This window comes from Streptomyces sp. NPDC034049, from assembly GCF_055575575.1.
Genome location: NZ_JBVISJ010000003.1, coordinates 705,478 through 722,681, shown reverse-complemented (window position 1 = coordinate 722,681; position 17,204 = coordinate 705,478). Strand labels below are relative to the sequence as shown.

Annotated in this window: 15 protein-coding genes, 3 tRNA genes and 1 pseudogene; 10 read left to right on the top strand and 9 right to left on the bottom strand. The window is 70.4% G+C overall.

Going from position 1 to position 17,204, the window contains the following annotated elements; genetic code table 11:
* The first annotated feature begins 220 nt into the window (after positions 1-220).
* Positions 221-478, top strand: a complete 258-nt coding sequence (locus ACZ52C_RS12920; protein WP_469074728.1) for a DUF3073 domain-containing protein — start codon at positions 221-223, stop codon at positions 476-478.
* 223 nt (positions 479-701) lie between these two features.
* Here the strand turns inward: ACZ52C_RS12920 and purM are convergent, their stop codons facing one another.
* From purM to ACZ52C_RS12900, 4 genes are all read right to left on the bottom strand, one after another.
* On the bottom strand, positions 702-1,772 hold the full coding sequence (purM, locus tag ACZ52C_RS12915) for a phosphoribosylformylglycinamidine cyclo-ligase (protein WP_469074727.1): 1,071 nt from the start codon (positions 1,770-1,772) through the stop codon (positions 702-704).
* Between the two features lie 67 nt (positions 1,773-1,839).
* A complete protein-coding gene (gene purF / locus ACZ52C_RS12910; RefSeq protein WP_469074726.1) occupies positions 1,840-3,366 on the bottom strand; it encodes an amidophosphoribosyltransferase in 1,527 nt (508 codons plus the stop codon).
* A gap of 84 nt (positions 3,367-3,450) precedes the next feature.
* Positions 3,451-4,305, bottom strand: a complete 855-nt coding sequence (locus tag ACZ52C_RS12905) for an META domain-containing protein (protein ID WP_469074725.1) — start codon at positions 4,303-4,305, stop codon at positions 3,451-3,453.
* Between the two features lie 18 nt (positions 4,306-4,323).
* Positions 4,324-5,121, bottom strand: a complete 798-nt coding sequence (locus ACZ52C_RS12900; RefSeq protein ID WP_469074724.1) for a maleylpyruvate isomerase family mycothiol-dependent enzyme — start codon at positions 5,119-5,121, stop codon at positions 4,324-4,326.
* A gap of 132 nt (positions 5,122-5,253) precedes the next feature.
* Between ACZ52C_RS12900 and ACZ52C_RS12895 the strand changes: the two genes are divergently transcribed.
* A complete protein-coding gene (locus ACZ52C_RS12895; RefSeq protein WP_469074723.1) occupies positions 5,254-5,829 on the top strand; it encodes a Uma2 family endonuclease in 576 nt (191 codons plus the stop codon).
* A gap of 63 nt (positions 5,830-5,892) precedes the next feature.
* Here ACZ52C_RS12895 and purL read toward each other — a convergent pair whose 3' ends face one another.
* Genes purL through purS form a run of 3 tightly spaced genes read right to left on the bottom strand, consistent with a single transcriptional unit; the run spans position 5,893 to position 9,088 of the window.
* Entirely contained in the window at positions 5,893-8,151 is a 2,259-nt protein-coding gene (purL, locus tag ACZ52C_RS12890; protein WP_469074722.1) for a phosphoribosylformylglycinamidine synthase subunit PurL, read from the bottom strand.
* The gene (purQ, locus tag ACZ52C_RS12885; RefSeq protein WP_469074721.1) at positions 8,148-8,828 is read right to left on the bottom strand and encodes a phosphoribosylformylglycinamidine synthase subunit PurQ; all 681 of its coding nucleotides are present in this window, start codon (positions 8,826-8,828) and stop codon (positions 8,148-8,150) included. The genes purL and purQ overlap by 4 nt, the downstream gene beginning before the upstream one ends.
* Positions 8,825-9,088 (bottom strand): phosphoribosylformylglycinamidine synthase subunit PurS, encoded by a 264-nt coding sequence (gene purS, locus ACZ52C_RS12880; protein ID WP_033526749.1) that lies wholly within the window; start codon positions 9,086-9,088, stop codon positions 8,825-8,827. Before purS ends, purQ begins: the two co-directional genes overlap by 4 nt.
* Before the next feature lie 341 nt (positions 9,089-9,429).
* Here purS and ACZ52C_RS12875 point away from each other — a divergent pair, with 341 nt between their 5' ends.
* The 8 genes and pseudogenes from ACZ52C_RS12875 (at position 9,430) to ACZ52C_RS12840 (ending at position 14,478) form a co-directional block, all read left to right on the top strand.
* A complete protein-coding gene (locus tag ACZ52C_RS12875; RefSeq protein ID WP_045562551.1) occupies positions 9,430-9,747 on the top strand; it encodes a histone-like nucleoid-structuring protein Lsr2 in 318 nt (105 codons plus the stop codon).
* 158 nt (positions 9,748-9,905) lie between these two features.
* Positions 9,906-9,977: transfer RNA gene (locus ACZ52C_RS12870), tRNA-Gly, on the top strand.
* An 80-nt stretch (positions 9,978-10,057) separates the two neighbouring features.
* Positions 10,058-10,130: transfer RNA gene (locus ACZ52C_RS12865), tRNA-Gly, on the top strand.
* A gap of 200 nt (positions 10,131-10,330) precedes the next feature.
* A pseudogene (locus ACZ52C_RS12860) lies at positions 10,331-11,308 on the top strand (ABC transporter ATP-binding protein); the annotation flags it as partial.
* Between the two features lie 221 nt (positions 11,309-11,529).
* Positions 11,530-12,372, top strand: coding sequence for an ABC transporter permease (locus tag ACZ52C_RS12855; protein WP_469074720.1), 843 nt, complete (start codon positions 11,530-11,532; stop codon positions 12,370-12,372).
* A 13-nt stretch (positions 12,373-12,385) separates the two neighbouring features.
* Complete coding sequence (locus tag ACZ52C_RS12850; RefSeq protein ID WP_469074719.1) at positions 12,386-13,753, top strand: sensor histidine kinase; 1,368 nt, start codon at positions 12,386-12,388, stop codon at positions 13,751-13,753.
* Positions 13,750-14,382: a response regulator gene (locus ACZ52C_RS12845; RefSeq protein ID WP_469074718.1), complete on the top strand. Its 633-nt coding sequence runs from the start codon at positions 13,750-13,752 to the stop codon at positions 14,380-14,382. The genes ACZ52C_RS12850 and ACZ52C_RS12845 overlap by 4 nt, the downstream gene beginning before the upstream one ends.
* Positions 14,383-14,405: 23 nt before the next feature.
* Positions 14,406-14,478: transfer RNA gene (locus ACZ52C_RS12840), tRNA-Gly, on the top strand.
* A gap of 64 nt (positions 14,479-14,542) precedes the next feature.
* On the opposite strand, the gene ACZ52C_RS12835 is transcribed toward ACZ52C_RS12840, so the two are convergent.
* Together ACZ52C_RS12835 and ACZ52C_RS12830 are read right to left on the bottom strand one after the other, a co-directional pair.
* Entirely contained in the window at positions 14,543-15,442 is a 900-nt protein-coding gene (locus tag ACZ52C_RS12835; RefSeq protein WP_469074717.1) for a phosphoribosylaminoimidazolesuccinocarboxamide synthase, read from the bottom strand.
* A gap of 108 nt (positions 15,443-15,550) precedes the next feature.
* Complete coding sequence (locus tag ACZ52C_RS12830) at positions 15,551-17,074, bottom strand: N,N-dimethylformamidase beta subunit family domain-containing protein (RefSeq protein ID WP_469074716.1); 1,524 nt, start codon at positions 17,072-17,074, stop codon at positions 15,551-15,553.
* Positions 17,075-17,204 lie beyond the last annotated feature (130 nt).

Here is a 17,204-nt window from a genome sequence, read left to right as displayed (position 1 = left end):
TCCGTCCAGAAACGGTTAAAATCACCGTTGACCAGCGAGGAAAGGGCTCCTCGCAGGTTCTGGGCACGGGCACGTCCTGCGGGCGACGTACCGTATGGGCGTGGGCTCAGGTACCGTGGAAGCCCTACGGACCGGTCTCTCAACAGAGAGCCCGTTCTAGAACATGAACGCGTGTCAAGACTCTGGGGCCGTCGAGCCCCGTCACCGAGGGGGTCGAGCCATGGGGCGCGGCCGGGCCAAGGCCAAGCAGACGAAGGTCGCCCGCCAGCTGAAGTACAACAGCGGCGGGACTGACCTGTCGCGTCTGGCCAGCGAGCTGGGCGCTTCGACTTCGAGCCAACCTCCGAACGGCGAACCGTTCGAGGACGACGAAGACGAAGACGACCCGTACGCCCAGTACGCGGATCTTTACAACGACGACGATGAGGACGACGGGGACGAACAGTCCGGTCCCGCCTCTCATCGTCGCGGCGCTTGACGCTCCAGTCGCACTCCACCCGGTCCGGTCGGGTTGCTCCGCCGGACCGGGTTTTGTGCGGTCCCGCTCCGCTCGGGGCTGGGGCGCCTGGTAGCTCGGGTCCACAGCACTTTGGCGACTGCGGGTCGCGTGTTGTCGCTCGCGCAGTTCCCCGCGCCCCTGATGCTTGGGCCTTCGGCCCTCCATCAGGGGCGCTTTTGCCGTGCCCGGGAAGCGCCGGCGTTCAGCCTCGTGCGTAGTCGCCGACCAGTTCGGCGCCCGTGGTGTGGTCGGCGCGGTCGGTGATCTCGCCCGCGACCCAGGCCTCCACGCCGCGGTCCGCCAGGGTGGTCAGGGCCACGTCCGCCGACTCCTGGGGGACGACGGCGATCATGCCCACGCCCATGTTCAGGGTCTTCTCCAGCTCCAGGCGCTCGACCTGACCCGTCCTGCCGACCAGGTCGAAGATCGGGGCCGGGGTCCAGGTGGAGCGGTCCACCGTGGCGTGCAGGGTGTCGGGGATCACACGGGCCAGGTTGGCGGCCAGGCCGCCGCCGGTGACGTGGCTGAAGGCGTGGACCTCGGTGGTGCGGGTGAGGGCCAGACAGTCCAGCGAGTAGATCTTGGTGGGCTCCAGGAGCTCCGCGCCGAGGGTGCGGCCGAGGTCGGCGATCTCGGCGTCCAGGGAGAGTCCGGCCTGGTTGAGCAGGACGTGCCGGACGAGCGAGTACCCGTTCGAGTGAAGGCCGGAGGCCGCCATGGCGATCACCGCGTCACCCGTACGGATACGATCCGGGCCGAGCAGGCGCTCCGCCTCGACCACGCCGGTGCCGGCACCGGCGACGTCGAAGTCGTCCGGGCCGAGGAGGCCCGGGTGCTCGGCCGTCTCGCCGCCGACGAGGGCGCAGCCGGCGAGGACACAGCCCTCGGCGATGCCCTTGACGATGGCGGCGACCCGCTCGGGGTGGACCTTGCCGACGCAGATGTAGTCGGTCATGAACAGCGGTTCGGCGCCGCAGACCACGATGTCGTCCATCACCATGGCGACCAGGTCGTGGCCGATGGTGTCGTAGACGCCCAGCTGACGCGCGATGTCGACCTTCGTGCCGACGCCGTCGGTGGCGGAGGCGAGCAGCGGGCGCTCGTAGCCCTTGAGGGCGGAGGCGTCGAAGAGGCCGGCGAAGCCGCCGAGGCCGCCGAGGACCTCGGGGCGCTGCGTCTTCTTCACCCACTCCTTCATCAGCTCTACGGCGCGGTCGCCCGCCTCGATGTCGACGCCCGCGGCTGCGTAGCTGGCACCAGTTGTCTCAGACATGACGGTGAGAACTTTCGTGTCGTACTGCGGCAGGTAAGCAGGTGTTACCGGCTGTCTACGGGCAGTCTTACGGGCGACGGATCGCGTCGGCCGCGGCCGTGGCGGCGGGTCCGGCCGCCAGCTCGGTCTCCAGGAGCTGCTTACCGAGCAGCTCGGGGTCCGGCAGCTCCATCGGGTACTCGCCGTCGAAGCAGGCACGGCAGAGGTTCGGCTTGGCGATGGTGGTCGCCTCGATCATGCCGTCGATGGAGATGTACGCCAGGGAGTCGGCGCCCAGCGAGGTGCCGATCTCGTCGATCGTCATACCGTTGGCGATGAGCTCGGCGCGGGTCGCGAAGTCGATGCCGAAGAAGCAGGGCCACTTCACGGGCGGGGACGAGATCCGGATGTGGACCTCGGCGGCGCCCGCCTCGCGGAGCATCCGGACCAGTGCCCGCTGGGTGTTGCCGCGGACGATCGAGTCGTCGACGACCACCAGGCGCTTGCCCTTGATGACTTCCTTGAGCGGATTCAGCTTCAGCCGGATACCGAGCTGGCGGATCGTCTGGGAGGGCTGGATGAACGTACGTCCGACGTACGCGTTCTTCACCAGACCCGCACCGAACGGGATGCCCGAGGCCTCCGCGTAACCGATGGCGGCCGGCGTACCGGACTCCGGGGTCGCTATGACCAGGTCGGCGTCGACCGGGGCTTCCTTGGCCAGCTTGCGGCCCATCTCGACCCGGGAGAGGTACACGTTCCGACCGGCGATGTCGGTGTCCGGACGGGCCAGGTACACATACTCGAAGACACAGCCCTTGGGCTTCGCGTCCGCGAATCGCGAGGTACGGAGACCGTTCTCGTCGATGGCGACGAACTCGCCCGGCTCGATCTCGCGGACGTAGCTCGCGCCGCAGATGTCGAGGGCGGCGGACTCGGAGGCGACCACCCAGCCGCGCTCCAGCCGACCGAGGACCAGCGGACGGATGCCCTGCGGGTCACGGGCGGCGTAGAGGGTGTGCTCGTCCATGAAGACGAGGGAGAAGGCACCGCGCACCTTCGGGAGGACCGTGTGGGCGGCCTCCTCGATGGTCAGCGGCTTGCCGTCCTCGTCGACCTGGGCCGCGAGGAGCGCGGTGAGCAGGTCGGTGTCGTTGGTGGCGGCCACGCGCTGGCTGCGGCCCTCCTGCTTGGGCAGGTCGGCGACCATCTCGGCGAGCTGGGCGGTGTTGACCAGGTTGCCGTTGTGGCCGAGCGCGATGGAGCCGTGCGCGGTGGCACGGAACGTCGGCTGGGCGTTCTCCCACACGGAGGCGCCGGTGGTCGAGTAGCGGGCGTGACCGACCGCGATATGACCCTGGAGGGAACCGAGCGAGGTCTCGTCGAAGACCTGGGACACGAGGCCCATGTCCTTGAAGACGAGGATCTGGGAGCCGTTGCTGACCGCGATACCCGCGGATTCCTGGCCCCGATGCTGGAGGGCGTAGAGCCCGAAGTACGTGAGCTTGGCGACCTCTTCACCCGGGGCCCAGACACCGAAAACGCCGCAGGCGTCCTGGGGGCCTTTCTCGCCGGGGAGAAGGTCGTGGTTGAGTCGTCCGTCACCACGTGGCACGCCACCGAGTGTAGGCGAGATCGCGCACCGGTCCGAATCCGGTGATCTCGCCCGCCCCGGTTCCCGACTGCGGGCCGCCGCACGTCACTTGTCGGCGACGGCTCCGACACCCGCGTTGTTTTCGCTGGTCAGCGTGATACTGCGGTGATCGATCCGATACTTCACCGTGCCCTTGAAGAGCTCCAGGAGACCGCGCTCGGCGGCCATGAGTGAGTCGGAGCACATCTTGCGGGTGGTCCGCGGATTGCCGAGGGTGATCTCGTCCTCGCTCACCGTGGCCTTCGCGGAGATGTCGTTGCAGCCGACGCTTCCGCTCAGGGTGCCCGCCTCCTTGTCGAGGGTGAACCAGGCCTTGCCCCGGGCGGCCTCGGGGAGCGAGGTGGCCACGTCCTGGTCCATGAGGGAGTCGATCCGCCACCTGGTGCCGTACAGCTCCGCGGGCTTCTCCTCGGACAGCTCGACGCTGTCGCCGTCGCCGGTGGTGAGGGTGAGCTTGCCGTCGCCGGTCGTCTCGGCCGTGAACTTCTCGGCGTCCAGGGTGCGGGCGAAGCTCTTCTCGAACTTCATCGGGGCGTCGCCACAGGCCATCTCGGTGGACCGGGCGGTCTCGAAGTCGATGCCGTCGCCCTTGAAGGCGGCGGTGGAGCCGAAGGTGTTGCAGCCGTAGTTGCCGTCGACGTCACCGTTGTCGGCGATCTTCAGATAGGCGCTGTCGGGGGCCCGTTCGGTCTTCCCGCCCACGGTCAGGCTGTCGACCTTCCAGCGGACGCCGGTGACCGAGGACTTCGTGGCGGCCGAGCCGACGTTGCCGCTGCCGGAGTCGCCGGCCGACTCGGTGCCGCAGGCCGCGAGCAGCGGGAGCGGGAGCAGTGCCAGGGCGGTGAGGGTCAGTCGCTTGTCCATGGCGGTGGGACGGGTGGGGTGCGTGGGTGGTTCCACCGGGTTTCGTGGCCGGGATCAGCGCATCAGGGGCAGCAGCCCGCTCAGGTCCGCCCGCTCGCCGCTCGCGCTGACCTCGGCCGCGTCCAGGGCGGCCGCCCACTCCGCACGGCCGGTCGCCAGCCGGATCCAGGTCAGCGGATCGGTCTCGACCACGTTCGGCGGGGTGCCCCGGGTGTGCCGGGGCCCCTCCACGCACTGCACGACGGCGTACGGCGGGATCCGCACCTCCGTCGAGCCGCCGGGCGCCCGGGCGGCGAGGGTGTCGGCGAGGACCCGGACGCAGGTGGCGAGGGCGGTCCGGTCGACGGGGACGTCGAGGCCGGGGACCGCGGCGTTCAGGTCGTCGGTGTGGACGACCAGCTCGATCGTGCGGGTGACCAGGTAGTCGTCGAGCAGCATGCCGCCGGCCCGGGTGTCGATGACCCGGCCCGGCGGGGCTGCTTCGAGCGCGTCGGTGATCCGCCGCTCCACGTCCGCGTAGAGCGGGGCGAGGTCGGGGTGGGCCTCGGCCAGGTGGTGGCTGCCCTCGGCGATGGCGGACGCGTGGACGGCGGTCGCGGAGGCGTAGTCGAGGGGGTTCAGCTCGGCCTTCGCCGGCTCCGGCCGCTCCAGGGCCCGGCTGACGCTCTCCACGGCCATCGTGAGGTGCGCGGCCAGGTCCCGCACGGTCCACTCCCCGAGCCGGGTCGGCAGCGCGAGCCGCTCCTCGGTGAGGGCGCCCACCGCCTCCCGTACGTGCCCGAACTGGGCCAGGACGGCCTTGCGGGTCTTGGCGGGGTCGTAGGCGCGGGGGCGTTTCCTGGCGGGGGGCATGGGGTGAGCGTAGGGGAGGGCGGGGCGGGCGGGAGGGGTCACCCGGAAGGATGATCGAGGGCGGGGTGCGCCTCGCTCCGGCGGCCCCCGGCGATACTGGCCTTTCGCCTGGAGGGAGGCGGTCCGACGGCCATGGCGGAGCGCACGTCCCAGATGTCGGTGGAGGACTTCGAAACGATCGCCGCTGCCGCCCCCGAGACCGTCACGCTGGAGTTCGTCGGCGGACGGATCGGGGTCAAGAAGGCGACGGACGGGAACCACGGCACCATCGTGGCCTGGCTGGCCCGATGCTGTATGCGGTCGAGACCCGACCTGGACCTGTGCCAGGACCGGGGACTCCGCGTGGAGACGTCCCGGCGCGGCAGAGCGAAGCCGGACGCGGTGCTCGCGCCCGAGGCGCACTTCGCGGGGCACGGAGAGTGGGCCGATCCGCACGGGGTCCTCATGGTCGTCGAGGTCACCTCGTACGACTCGGGCACCGACCGGCGGGACCGGCACGAGAAGCCGGCTGCGTACGGGCAGTGCGGGATCCCTCTGTATCTGCTGATCGACCGGGACTCGTGCACCGTCACGGTGCACAGCGGACCGGACCGGCAGGTCGGCGGTTACCGCGACGTACGCACCGCGAAGTTCGGCGAGAAGGTCCGCATCCCCGGCCCGATGGACATCGAACTGGACACGGAGATCCTCAAGACGTACGTCCGCTGATCCGAGAACCGAGAAGCCCCGCCCGGACGTGTCGATCCGGGCGGGGCTCCGTCGTACGGGGGACTACGCCAGCAGCGCCGGGATCGTGCCCTCGTGGGCCGTGCGCAGCTCCTCCAGGGGGAGGGCGAACTCGCCCTGGATCTCGACCGAATCACCGTCCACGACGCCGATGCGCGTGACCGGGAGGCCGCGGGCGCCGCACATGTCGTTGAAGCGGACCTCCTCGGAGCGGGGGACCGCCACGACGGCGCGGCCGGCCGACTCCGAGAGGAGGAAGGTGAACGCGTCCAGACCGTCCGGGACGATCAGTCGCGCGCCCTTGCCGCCGAGCAGCGCCGACTCCACGACCGCCTGGATCAGGCCGCCGTCGGAGAGGTCGTGCGCGGAGTCGATCATGCCGTCGCGGGAGGCGGAGATCAGGATCTCGGCCAGCAGGCGCTCGCGCTCCAGGTCGACCTGCGGGGGCAGACCGCCGAGGTGGTCGTGGACGACCTGGGACCAGGCCGAGCCGCCGAACTCCTCACGGGTGTCGCCGAGCAGGTAGAGCAGCTGGCCCTCCTCCTGGAAGGCGACCGGCGTGCGCCGGGCCACGTCGTCGATGACGCCCAGGACCGCGACGACCGGGGTGGGGTGGATGGCCACCTCGCCCGTCTGGTTGTAGAGGGAGACGTTGCCACCGGTCACCGGGGTGCCCAGCTGCTGGCAGGCGTCCGCCAGACCGCGTACGGCCTCCGCGAACTGCCACATGACCGCCGGGTCCTCCGGCGAGCCGAAGTTCAGGCAGTCGGAGACGGCGAGCGGCTTGGCGCCGGTGGTGGCGACGTTGCGGTACGCCTCCGCCAGGGCCAGCTGGGCGCCGTGGTACGGGTCGAGCTTGGCGTAGCGGCCGTTGCCGTCGGTCGCGATGGCGACGCCCAGGCCGCTCTCCTCGTCGACGCGGATCATGCCGGAGTCCTCCGGCTGGGCGAGGACCGTGTTGCCCTGCACGAAGTGGTCGTACTGCGAGGTGATCCAGGACTTCGAGGCCTGGTTGGGGGACGCCACCAGCTTCAGGACCTGGTCCCTCAGCTCCTCGGACGTCTCCGGGCGCGGGAGCTTGTTCGCGTCGTCCGCCTGGAGCTCGTCCTGCCAGGACGGGCGGGCGTACGGGCGCTCGTAGACCGGGCCGTCGTGCGCGACCGTGCGCGGGTCGACGTCGACGATCTTGCCGCCGTGCCAGAAGATCTCCAGCCGGTCGCCGTCGGTGACCTCACCGATCACCGTGGCGATGACGTCCCACTTGTCGCAGATCTCCAGGAAGCGGTCGACCTTCTCCGGCTCCACGACCGCGCACATGCGTTCCTGCGACTCGCTCATGAGGATTTCCTCGGGCGAGAGGGTCGAGTCGCGCAGGGGGACGTCGTCCAGTGTCACGCGCATACCGCCGGAGCCGTTCGAGGCCAGCTCGGACGTGGCGCAGGACAGGCCGGCCGCGCCGAGGTCCTGGATGCCGACGACCAGCTTCTCCTTGAACGCCTCCAGGGTGCACTCGATGAGGAGCTTCTCCTGGAAGGGGTCGCCGACCTGCACGGCGGGACGCTTGGAGGGCTTGGCGTCGTCGAAGGTCTCGGAGGCCAGGATGGAGGCGCCGCCGATGCCGTCGCCGCCCGTGCGGGCCCCGTAGAGGATGACCTTGTTGCCGGCGCCGGAGGCCTTCGCGAGGTGGATGTCCTCGTGCCGCATGACACCGATGGCACCGGCGTTGACCAGCGGGTTGCCCTGGTAGCAGGCGTCGAAGACGACCTCGCCGCCGATGTTGGGCAGGCCCAGGCAGTTGCCGTAGCCGCCGATGCCCGCGACCACGCCCGGCAGGACGCGCTTGGTGTCGGGGTGGTCCGCGGCGCCGAAGCGCAGCGGGTCCACGACGGCGACCGGGCGGGCGCCCATCGCGATGATGTCGCGGACGATGCCGCCGACACCGGTGGCCGCGCCCTGGTACGGCTCGACGTACGACGGGTGGTTGTGCGACTCGACCTTGAAGGTGACCGCGTAGCCCTGGCCGACGTCGACGACGCCCGCGTTCTCACCGATGCCGACGAGGAGGGCGTCGGACTGCGGGGCCTTCTCGCCGAACTGGCGGAGGTGCACCTTCGACGACTTGTACGAACAGTGCTCGGACCACATGACGGAGTACATGGCCAGCTCGGCGCCGGTGGGGCGACGGCCGAGGATCTCGACGACCCTCTCGTACTCGTCCTTCTTCAGGCCCAGTTCGGCCCAGGGCAGCTCGACGTCGGGGGTCGCGGCCGCGTGCTCGACCGTGTCCAGAGGCGTCCGGCTCATACGTTGACCAGCTTCTTGAGGATCGAGGTGAAGAAGGGGAGGCCGTCGGTGCGGCCGGTGCCGATCAGCGGCTCCACGGCGTGCTCCGGGTGCGGCATGAGGCCCACCACGTTGCCCGCCTCGTTGGCGACGCCGGCGATGTCCCGCTGGGAGCCGTTGGGGTTGAAGTCGAGGTACCGGAAGGCGACACGGCCCTCGGCCTCCAGCTTGTCCAGCGTGTACGCGTCGGCGACGTACTGCCCGTCGTTGTTCTTCAGCGGGATGTGGATCTCCTGGCCGGCCGTGTAGTCGGTGGTCCAGGAGGTCTCGGCGTTCTCCACCCGCAGCTTTTGGTCGCGGCAGATGAAGTGCAGGTGGTCGTTGCGCAGCATCGTGCCGGGCAGGAGGTGGGCCTCGGTGAGGATCTGGAAGCCGTTGCAGATGCCGAGGACCGGCAGTCCGGCCTTCGCCTGCTCGATGAGCGTCTCCATCACCGGCGAGAAGCGCGCGATGGCCCCGGCGCGCAGATAGTCACCGTAGGAAAACCCGCCGCACAGCACCACGGCGTCGACCTGGTGGAGGTCCTTGTCCTTGTGCCAGAGAGCGACGGGTTCGGCACCGGCGAGCCTGATCGCACGCTGCGTGTCCCGGTCGTCGAGACTGCCGGGAAAAGTGACGACGCCAATACGTGCGGTCACTTTCCGACCTCCGCGACTTCCTCCACCTTGACGGTGAAGTCCTCGATCACGGTGTTGGCGAGGAAGGATTCCGCCAGTTCATGGATGCGGGCGAGCGCGGCGTCGTCCACCGGTCCGTCAACTTCCAGTTCGAATCGCTTTCCCTGACGTACGTCGGAGACGCCCTCGAAACCGAGGCGCGGCAGCGCGCGCTGCACCGCCTGGCCCTGGGGGTCGAGGATCTCCGGCTTGAGCATGACGTCGACTACGACGCGTGCCACTGGCACTCCCGGTGTGTGGTGCTGAGCAGGTTCCTTCAGACTACCCGTACAAAATTTCTACGCGGGTAGATTCGTAGGAAACTACAGTGATTCCGGGTGACGACGGTCACGATCAGGTAGCGGACGATCACCGTCACGAAAACTTCCGGGAAAGATCCAGGATCCCTATTGCGCGAGGGACACGCGGGCGGATTAAGTCTGTGTTCACATTGCAATGCCGGGCACTGTACAAATGAATTGGCAATAGCCGATACTTTGCCCAATTAACAGCCGGCCAGCCGACATCTCCCTGACGTCAGGGCACGTCAACGGAGAGATGTCGCACGAAGGGACCGATATTCGTGGCGCAGCGTGTCGTGGTCACTCTCTCCGACGACATCGACGGCTCGGAAGCGGCGGAGACGATCGCCTTCGGACTCGACGGCAAGTCGTACGAGATCGACCTGAACGAAGCCAATGCCAAGAAACTGCGTAAGGCGCTCGCGCCCTACGTCGACGCCGGCCGCAAGCGGTCGAGGTCGGGCAAGGCGTACAAGCAGACCCAGGTCGCCCCGGACCCGGCGGCCGTCCGCGCCTGGGCCCAGGCCAACAAGCTGGAGGTCCCCGCGCGCGGCCGGATCCCCAAGCGGGTCTACGAGGCATTCGCCGAGGCACAGTAGGCGGACCGCGTCGGCCGTCCTCAGGGCCCGTCAGCGGGCCCCGGGGGCGGCTGACTTGGACCTCCGGGACAACCGACTTGCGTTGCCCCCCGGCGGATCAGCTAGAGTCTGGAGCACGCCGAGGGGCAAGGCCGAAAGGCCCGGCTCACCGGAGTCACGCGGGTGTAGTTCAGTAGTAGAACATCCCCCTTCCAGGGGGAAGGCGCAGTGTGCAATTCCTGTCACCCGCTCTGGATCACTTACCGGACCACTGTTGTGGATCAGGTAAAGTAGTCCTCGCGCCGATCGGTGGGAGCCGGTCGGAGGCAATGCGGACGTAGCTCAGTTGGTAGAGCGCAACCTTGCCAAGGTTGAGGTCGCGAGTTCGAGCCTCGTCGTCCGCTCTGGAAAGCAAGACCCCGGTCCAGTGGACCGGGGTCTTCTTCGTGTCCCCGCAGCGCGTTGCCCCAGCGCGTCACTGCGGCCGTGATCGTCCGTTCTCGCCCCGCCCCTCAGCCGTTCTCGTCGCCCGTCTGACATTTGTCATGCCGGGTGATGACACCGCGCACTGCCTCACGCCCCGTACCGCCGGGACGCTGGGGACATGAAAACGAACGGGCACGAGGACGTGAACACTCATGATCACGAGAACGTGATCGAGGTCACCGACCTGCGGCGCGTGTACGGGGGCGGTTTCGAGGCCGTGCGGGGGGTCACCTTCTCCGTCGGCCGGGGAGAACTCTTCGCACTGCTCGGCACCAACGGCGCGGGGAAGACCTCGACGGTCGAACTGCTCGAAGGCCTCGCACCGCCGTCCGGCGGCCGGGTGCGGGTCCTCGGGCACGACCCCTACGGGGAGCGCGCGGCCGTACGCCCCCGCATCGGCGTGATGCTCCAGGAGGGCGGCTTCCCCTCCGAGCTGACCGTCGCGGAGACGGTACGGATGTGGGCCGGCTGCACCAGCGGGGCCCGTCCGGTCGGCGAGGCGCTGGACATCGTCGGGCTCGGGCGGCGGGCCGACGTACGGGTCAAGCAGTTGTCCGGGGGCGAGAAGCGGCGCCTGGACCTGGCGCTCGCGCTCCTCGGCCGCCCCGAGGTGCTGTTCCTGGACGAGCCGACGACCGGGCTCGACGCGGAGGGGCGCCAGGACACCTGGGAGCTCGTCCGGGAGCTGCGCGACGCGGGGACGACCGTGCTGCTCACCACGCACTACCTGGAGGAGGCGGAGGACCTGGCCGACCGGCTCGCCATCCTCCACGAGGGCACCGTCGCCGCGACCGGGACCCCGGCCGAGGTCACCGCCTCCCAGCCGTCCCGCATCTCCTTCGAACTGCCCGCCGGGTACTTCCTCGGTGACCTGCCGCCGCTCGGCGAACTCGGCGTCACCGGGCACGAGGAGAACGACCGCGTGGTGGTGCTGCGCACGAACGAACTGCAGCGGGCGGCCACCGGGCTGCTGATCTGGGCCGAGCGGGCCCGGGTCGAACTGCGCCGGCTGGAGGTGCGGTCCGCCTCGCTGGAGGAGGCGTTCCTGCGCATCGCGCGGGAGACGGCACAGGCGGCGCAGGCCGCCGAGGGGGCGCGCGCCGGTACGGAATCCGGCACGGGAACGGGGGCCGGCGGCCGGGGGCCGGGAGGGGGCTCCGGGCCGGGAGGGGGCGCGGGTCCAGGAGTCGGGAACGGCCGGGGCGCCGGGGCGGGGGCCGGATCCCGTACGGGCTCGGGGCTCCGCTCGGGCACCGGGTTCCTCTCCGGCACCGGGTTCCTTTCGGGCACGGGATCACGCAAGGGCGGGAAGACGACATGAGCGCGACCACAGGCACCACGGGCACCACGGGTACGGCGGCGGGCGCGGAGCCCGTCGTCACCGTCACGGTCGGGACGACGATCCTCAGGGGCCGGATGACCGCGCTCGCCCGCGCCGAGCTGACGCTGCTGGGACGCAGCCGGGCCACGCTGGTCACGGCACTCTTCGTGCCGCTGCTGCTGCCGCTCAGCGTGCGGTCGGCGACGGACCAGATGGACCTGGCGGAGGCCGGGCTGAACGTCGGGACGGTCATCCTCCCCGCCGCCGTCGGCTTCTCCCTGCTCTTCGCGATCTACACCGCCCTCACCAACGTCTACGTCGTACGCCGCGAGGAACTCGTCCTCAAGCGGCTGCGGACCGGTGAACTGCGTGACCCGGAGATCCTGATCGGGGCGTCACTGCCGGCCGTCGGCATCGGCGCCGCGCAGTGCCTGTTGCTCGCGATCGGCTGCACGGTCCTGCTCGACATCGGAGCACCGCCCGCACCCCACCTGGCCGTTCTGGGTGTCCTGCTCGGCATCGTGCTGTGCGTGGCGCTGGCGGCGGTCACCGCGAGCCTGAGCCGTACCGCCGAGAGCGCGCAGGTCACCAGCCTGCCGCTGATGTTCGTCTCCCTGCTGGGATCGGGCATCACCGTGCCGCTCGAAGTCCTGCCCGACCGCGTGGCGTCCCTCTGCGAACTGCTGCCGCTCAGCCCCGTCATCACGCTGGTGCGCGGCGGCTGGACCGGCGACCTGTCCGTGTACGACGCCCTCGGCGCCGTCGCCACCGCGCTGGCCTGGACCGTGCTCGCCGTGTTTGCTGTACAGCGGTGGTTCCGCTGGGAGCCGCGCCGATGAGGGGAGTTGAGCCATGCGGGGGCCGGGGGCCTGGTGGCGGGGGAAGAGCACCGCGGGCAAGGTGGAGACGTACACGCGGTGGTCGTTCCACTCGTTTCCGTTGATCGAGGTCGGCGGGTTCGGGATACCCCTCTTCGGCCAGGTGCCGATGCGGCACGCCAGTTGGTTCTTCGTCCTGCTGTGCGTGCACGGAGTGCTCTCGTCCTTCACGGTCTCCCGGGCGCTCGACGGGGCGCGCGGGCGCCGTGCGCAGCCCGTACGCCTGCTCTGGGCCTTCGGGGTCCTCTCCGCGCTGGTCGGCTTCGTCGCGATGCTGCTCGCCCGCAGCGCGAACCTCGACGAGGAGGCGCGCACGGCGCTGGGCGCGGCGTTCGGGGGCGTGATGGTCTTCGGCATCGGCACCCTCGCGCTCGGCGTGCACAGCCGTCGGCGTCTGTCGGCCCTGATCGTGGCCTTCTCCGTCGGCGGCGGGGCCTGTGCCTTCGGCGTGGGGGCCAACGGTGCCTCCACGCTGGCCACGATGGTGGCGGTGTTCCTCGGCACCACCCTCATCTCCTTCACGTCCTACTTCTCCGTCTGGCTGCTGAAGGCCGTCTACGAGCTGGAGGACGCCCGGGAGACCCGCGCCCGCCTCGCCGTCGCCGAGGAGCGGCTGCGCTTCGGGCGAGATCTGCACGATGTGATCGGCCGCAACCTCGCGGTCATCGCGCTGAAGAGCGAGCTGGCGGTCCAGCTGGCCCGCCGGGAACGGCCCGAGGCGGTCGAGCAGATGATCGAGGTCCAGCGGATCGCGCATGAGTCGCAGCGCGAGGTGCGGGAGGTCGTACGGGGCTACCGGGAGGCCGACCTCGGGGTCGAACTCTCCGGTGCGCAGGGCGTGTTGACGGCGGCGGGCATCGACTGCTCGGTCGACGGGGCGGACACTGCCGGGCTGCCCGGCGAGGTGCAGTCGGCGCTCGCCTGGGTGGTGCGGGAAGCGACGACGAACGTACTGCGGCACGGGAACGCCGATCAGTGCGCTGTGGTGCTGCGGGTGAGAGAGGGGCAGGTGGTGCTGACCGTGGAGAACGACGGGATCCGCGCGGCCGACGGGGAGACGGGCGACACCGGGCGTTCGGTCGGTGCCGGGTCCGGGCTCGCCGGGCTGCGGGAGCGGCTGGCGGTCGTGGACGGGACGCTGGAGGCGGGGCAGGTGGGCGGCGAGATGTTCCGGGTGGTGGCCCGGGTGCCACTGAGGTCCACGGGCTCGGGAAGTTCGGTGGGCTCGGTGGGCTCGGTGGGCTCGGTGAAGGGGAAGGCGAGGGGGGCCGGGGCGGCGTCGCGGGGCGCCGGGGCCGGTGTCGGTGTCGGGTCGGCTGTCGTACGGGAGAGCGCTTCATGAGCGACGTACGGGAGGCGGGGCGGCGGGTACGGCTGTTGCTCGCCGACGACGAGCATCTGATCCGGGGGGCGCTGGCCGCGTTGCTGGCGCTGGAGGACGACCTGGTGGTGGTCGCACAGGCGGCGAGCGGGCCGGAGGCGCTGGCGATGGCGCGGGCGCACGAACCGGATGTCGCGGTGCTGGATCTGCAGATGCCGGGCGCGGACGGTGTGAGGGTCGCCACATCACTGCGGGCCGAACTGCCGGGCTGCCGCGTGCTGATCGTGACCGGTCATGGCCGGCCGGGACATCTGAAGCGGGCGCTTGAAGCGGGTGTGCGCGGGTTCGTCCCCAAGACCGTCAGCGCGCAGCGGCTCGCGGAGATCATCCGGACCGTACACGCGGGGAACCGTTATGTGGACCCGGAGTTGGCGGCCGACGCGATCTCCTCCGGGGACTCGCCGCTGACCGCGCGGGAGGCCGAGGTGCTCGAATTCGCCGCCGACGGGGCGCCCGTCGCGGAGATCGCCGAGCGGGCCGCGCTGTCCCAGGGGACTGTCCGGAACTATCTGTCCTCGGCCGTCTCCAAGCTCGGCGTGGAGAACCGGCACGCGGCGGTGCGGCTCGCCCGGGAGCGAGGTTGGGTATAGTAGGCCTCGCGCCACGGCGCAGCGCGGACGTAGCTCAGTTGGTAGAGCGCAACCTTGCCAAGGTTGAGGTCGCCAGTTCGAACCTGGTCGTCCGCTCGTGAGATAGGTCGAAAGAAGACCCCGGTCCACTGGGCCGGGGTCTTCTTCGTGTCCCGTGGCTCTACGACCAGCTCGTGCCCGTCAGCCGCTCGTACGCCTCCACGTACTTGGCGCGGGTCGCGGCGACGATCTCCTCGGGCAGCGGCGGCGGGGGCTGCTCGCTCTTGCGGTCCCAGCCGGAGGCCCCGGAGGTCAGCCAGTCGCGGACGAACTGCTTGTCGTAGGACGGCTGGGCGTGGCCCGGCTCCCAGAGGTCGGCCGGCCAGAAGCGGGATGAGTCCGGGGTGAGGACCTCGTCGGCGAGGACGAGGGAGTCGCCCTCGTAGCCGAACTCGAACTTGGTGTCGGCCAGGATGATCCCCCGGTCACGGGCGATGTCCCGGGCCCGGCTGTACACGGCGAGGGTCGTCTGGCGCAGCTGGGCGGCGGTCTCCGCGCCGACCTGGCGGGCGACCTCCTCGTACGAGACGTTCTCGTCGTGCTCGCCGACGGCGGCCTTGGTGGCCGGGGTGAAGATGGGCGCCGGCAGCTCCGAGCCGTCGACCAGGCCCTCGGGGAGGGCGAGACCGCAGACCGTACGGGAGTCGTTGTACTCCAGCAGGCCCGAGCCGGTGAGGTAGCCGCGGGCGACGGCCTCGACCGGGACCATGGTGAGCGACTTGCAGACGAGGGTGCGGCCCGCCCAGTCGGCGGGGGCGCCCGGCGGGAGTTCGGTGCTCAGGACGTGGTTGGGGACCAGGTCGGCGAGCTGGTCGAACCACCAGAGCGACAGCTGCGTGAGGACGCGTCCCTTGTCGGGGATCTCCGTCGGCAGCACCCAGTCGAACGCGGACGTGCGATCGCTGGCGACCATCACGAGGTCGCCCGCCTCGTTCTGGTACAGCTCGCGCACCTTGCCGGTGTGCAGATGCACCAGGCCCGGAACCTGGATCGGCTCGGGCTTTTCTACGAATCCGGACACGGTTCCTCCCCGTGGTGATGTCCAAGTGGCTCGATTCTCCCGTACGGGGGCGACCGGTCTGCCCAGGGGTTGCCCCGACGAGGGTCGGCGCGGGACTCGGTACGGGACTCAGTCACGTTTGCAGATGCGGTCCAGGAGGTTGGCGGTGGCTCGCTGGACGCGGGTGTCGACGTGGCCCGGTCGGTCCAGGGCCGGGGACCACGCGAACGTTCCGGATGCGAAGACCCAGGCGCCGGAGGGGGCCCGGTACAGGGAGGTCTCCTGGTGCCGGACGACGTCATGGGCGTCCCGGTACGGGGAGTGGGCGAGGAGGATGCGGCCCTGGTGCTCGGGGAGCGGTGTGCGCGGGAAGTAGCGGTCGGCCTCGCCGGCGACCATGCCGTCCAGCTCGTCGTTCTCGTGGGCGCCGGTCGCGTCCCAGAGCCAGTGGTCGGCGTTGCGCACGACCAGGGGGTGGGGGTCGGGGACCCGGCCTTCGTACTGGATGCCCATCAACTGCTGCTCGGGGCGGTCGATTTCGCGCCACAGTGCGGGTTTGCCGGGGCCCCGGCGTTTTCGGCAGGTGAGGAGGCGGTCGGCGGCTCCGGACGGGGACGGGCCCAGCTCCACCTGCCAGTACATGGTGTTGGAGGAGAGGAAGACGAGCGAGGTGCCGCCGTCCCGGGCGAGCTCGGCCGTGCGGCGCATCTGCGGCGACCAGTACTCGTCGTGGCCCGGGAAGACCAGGCCCCGGTAGCGGGTCGGGTCGACGCGGCCGGAGTGCAGGTCGCGGGCGTCGGCGTAGGCGAGGTCGTAGCCGTAGCGCTCGGCCCAGCGGATGAAGTCGTAGGCGTGGCCGACGTGCAGGGGGAGGCCGGCGCCGGCGTACGGGCGGTCGAAGGAGACGGTCGTCGCCGCGTCGGACTCGCCGAGCAGCCGGCCGTTCTCGTCCCAGGCGTGGTAGAGGCTGGCGCCGGTGCGGCCGTCCTCCGGATACAGGTTGTACGCCTGCCAGGTGATGTCCGGGAGCAGGAGCAGCAGGTCGGCCTGGCGGTCGTCGCGGATGGTGAACGGCACGTGGGAGCGGTAGCCGTCGGCGGTGGTCAGGACCGCCACGTACGCGCCGACGTTCCAGTAGGCCGGGATCTGCAGGCGCCAGGAGAGCCACCAGTGGTGGCAGGAGACGGTGCGGTCGGCGGTGAGGGGCGGGGGCTGGACGATGCCGGAGAGGCGGGGGCTGGTGGTGATCTTGGCCGCGCCGTCGCCGCTGTAGTGGCCGATGCGGTAGATGTCGACGCCGAACTCCTGGGGCGGGTCGACGGTGATGTGGAAGTCGATGGATTCGCCGGGGGCGGCGGCGCCGGTCGCGGTGAAGCCCTTGATCTGGCGGCGCACGTCGTCGGCGGAGCGAGGGCCGCCCGGCGCGGGGCGGGGGGCCGGCACGCGGGCTCGCGTGCCGGTGCGACCGCCTTTGGCCGGCGGGTCGGGCTCCGGCGGGCCCGGCTCCACGTACCACGGGACCACCTGGCCCGTGTCGTCGAAGTACGTCACATTGCCCCGTAGCCAGGGAACGGGGCCCTGGCCGAAGGGGTCCGTCACGGCGTGGGCGAGTGCGCCCGACTCCCAACGGCGGATGGTGTGCTCCGAGCCCATGAAGGGTCCCCTCCCTCGTCCCCCGCGAGCTTCCGCAAGCCCTTGCTATGTACGCGATCGGTCCCAGCACATCACATTACGCACGCGCTCCGTCACCGTTCGTTGCTAATTGGCGAGAGTGGAACAGCTG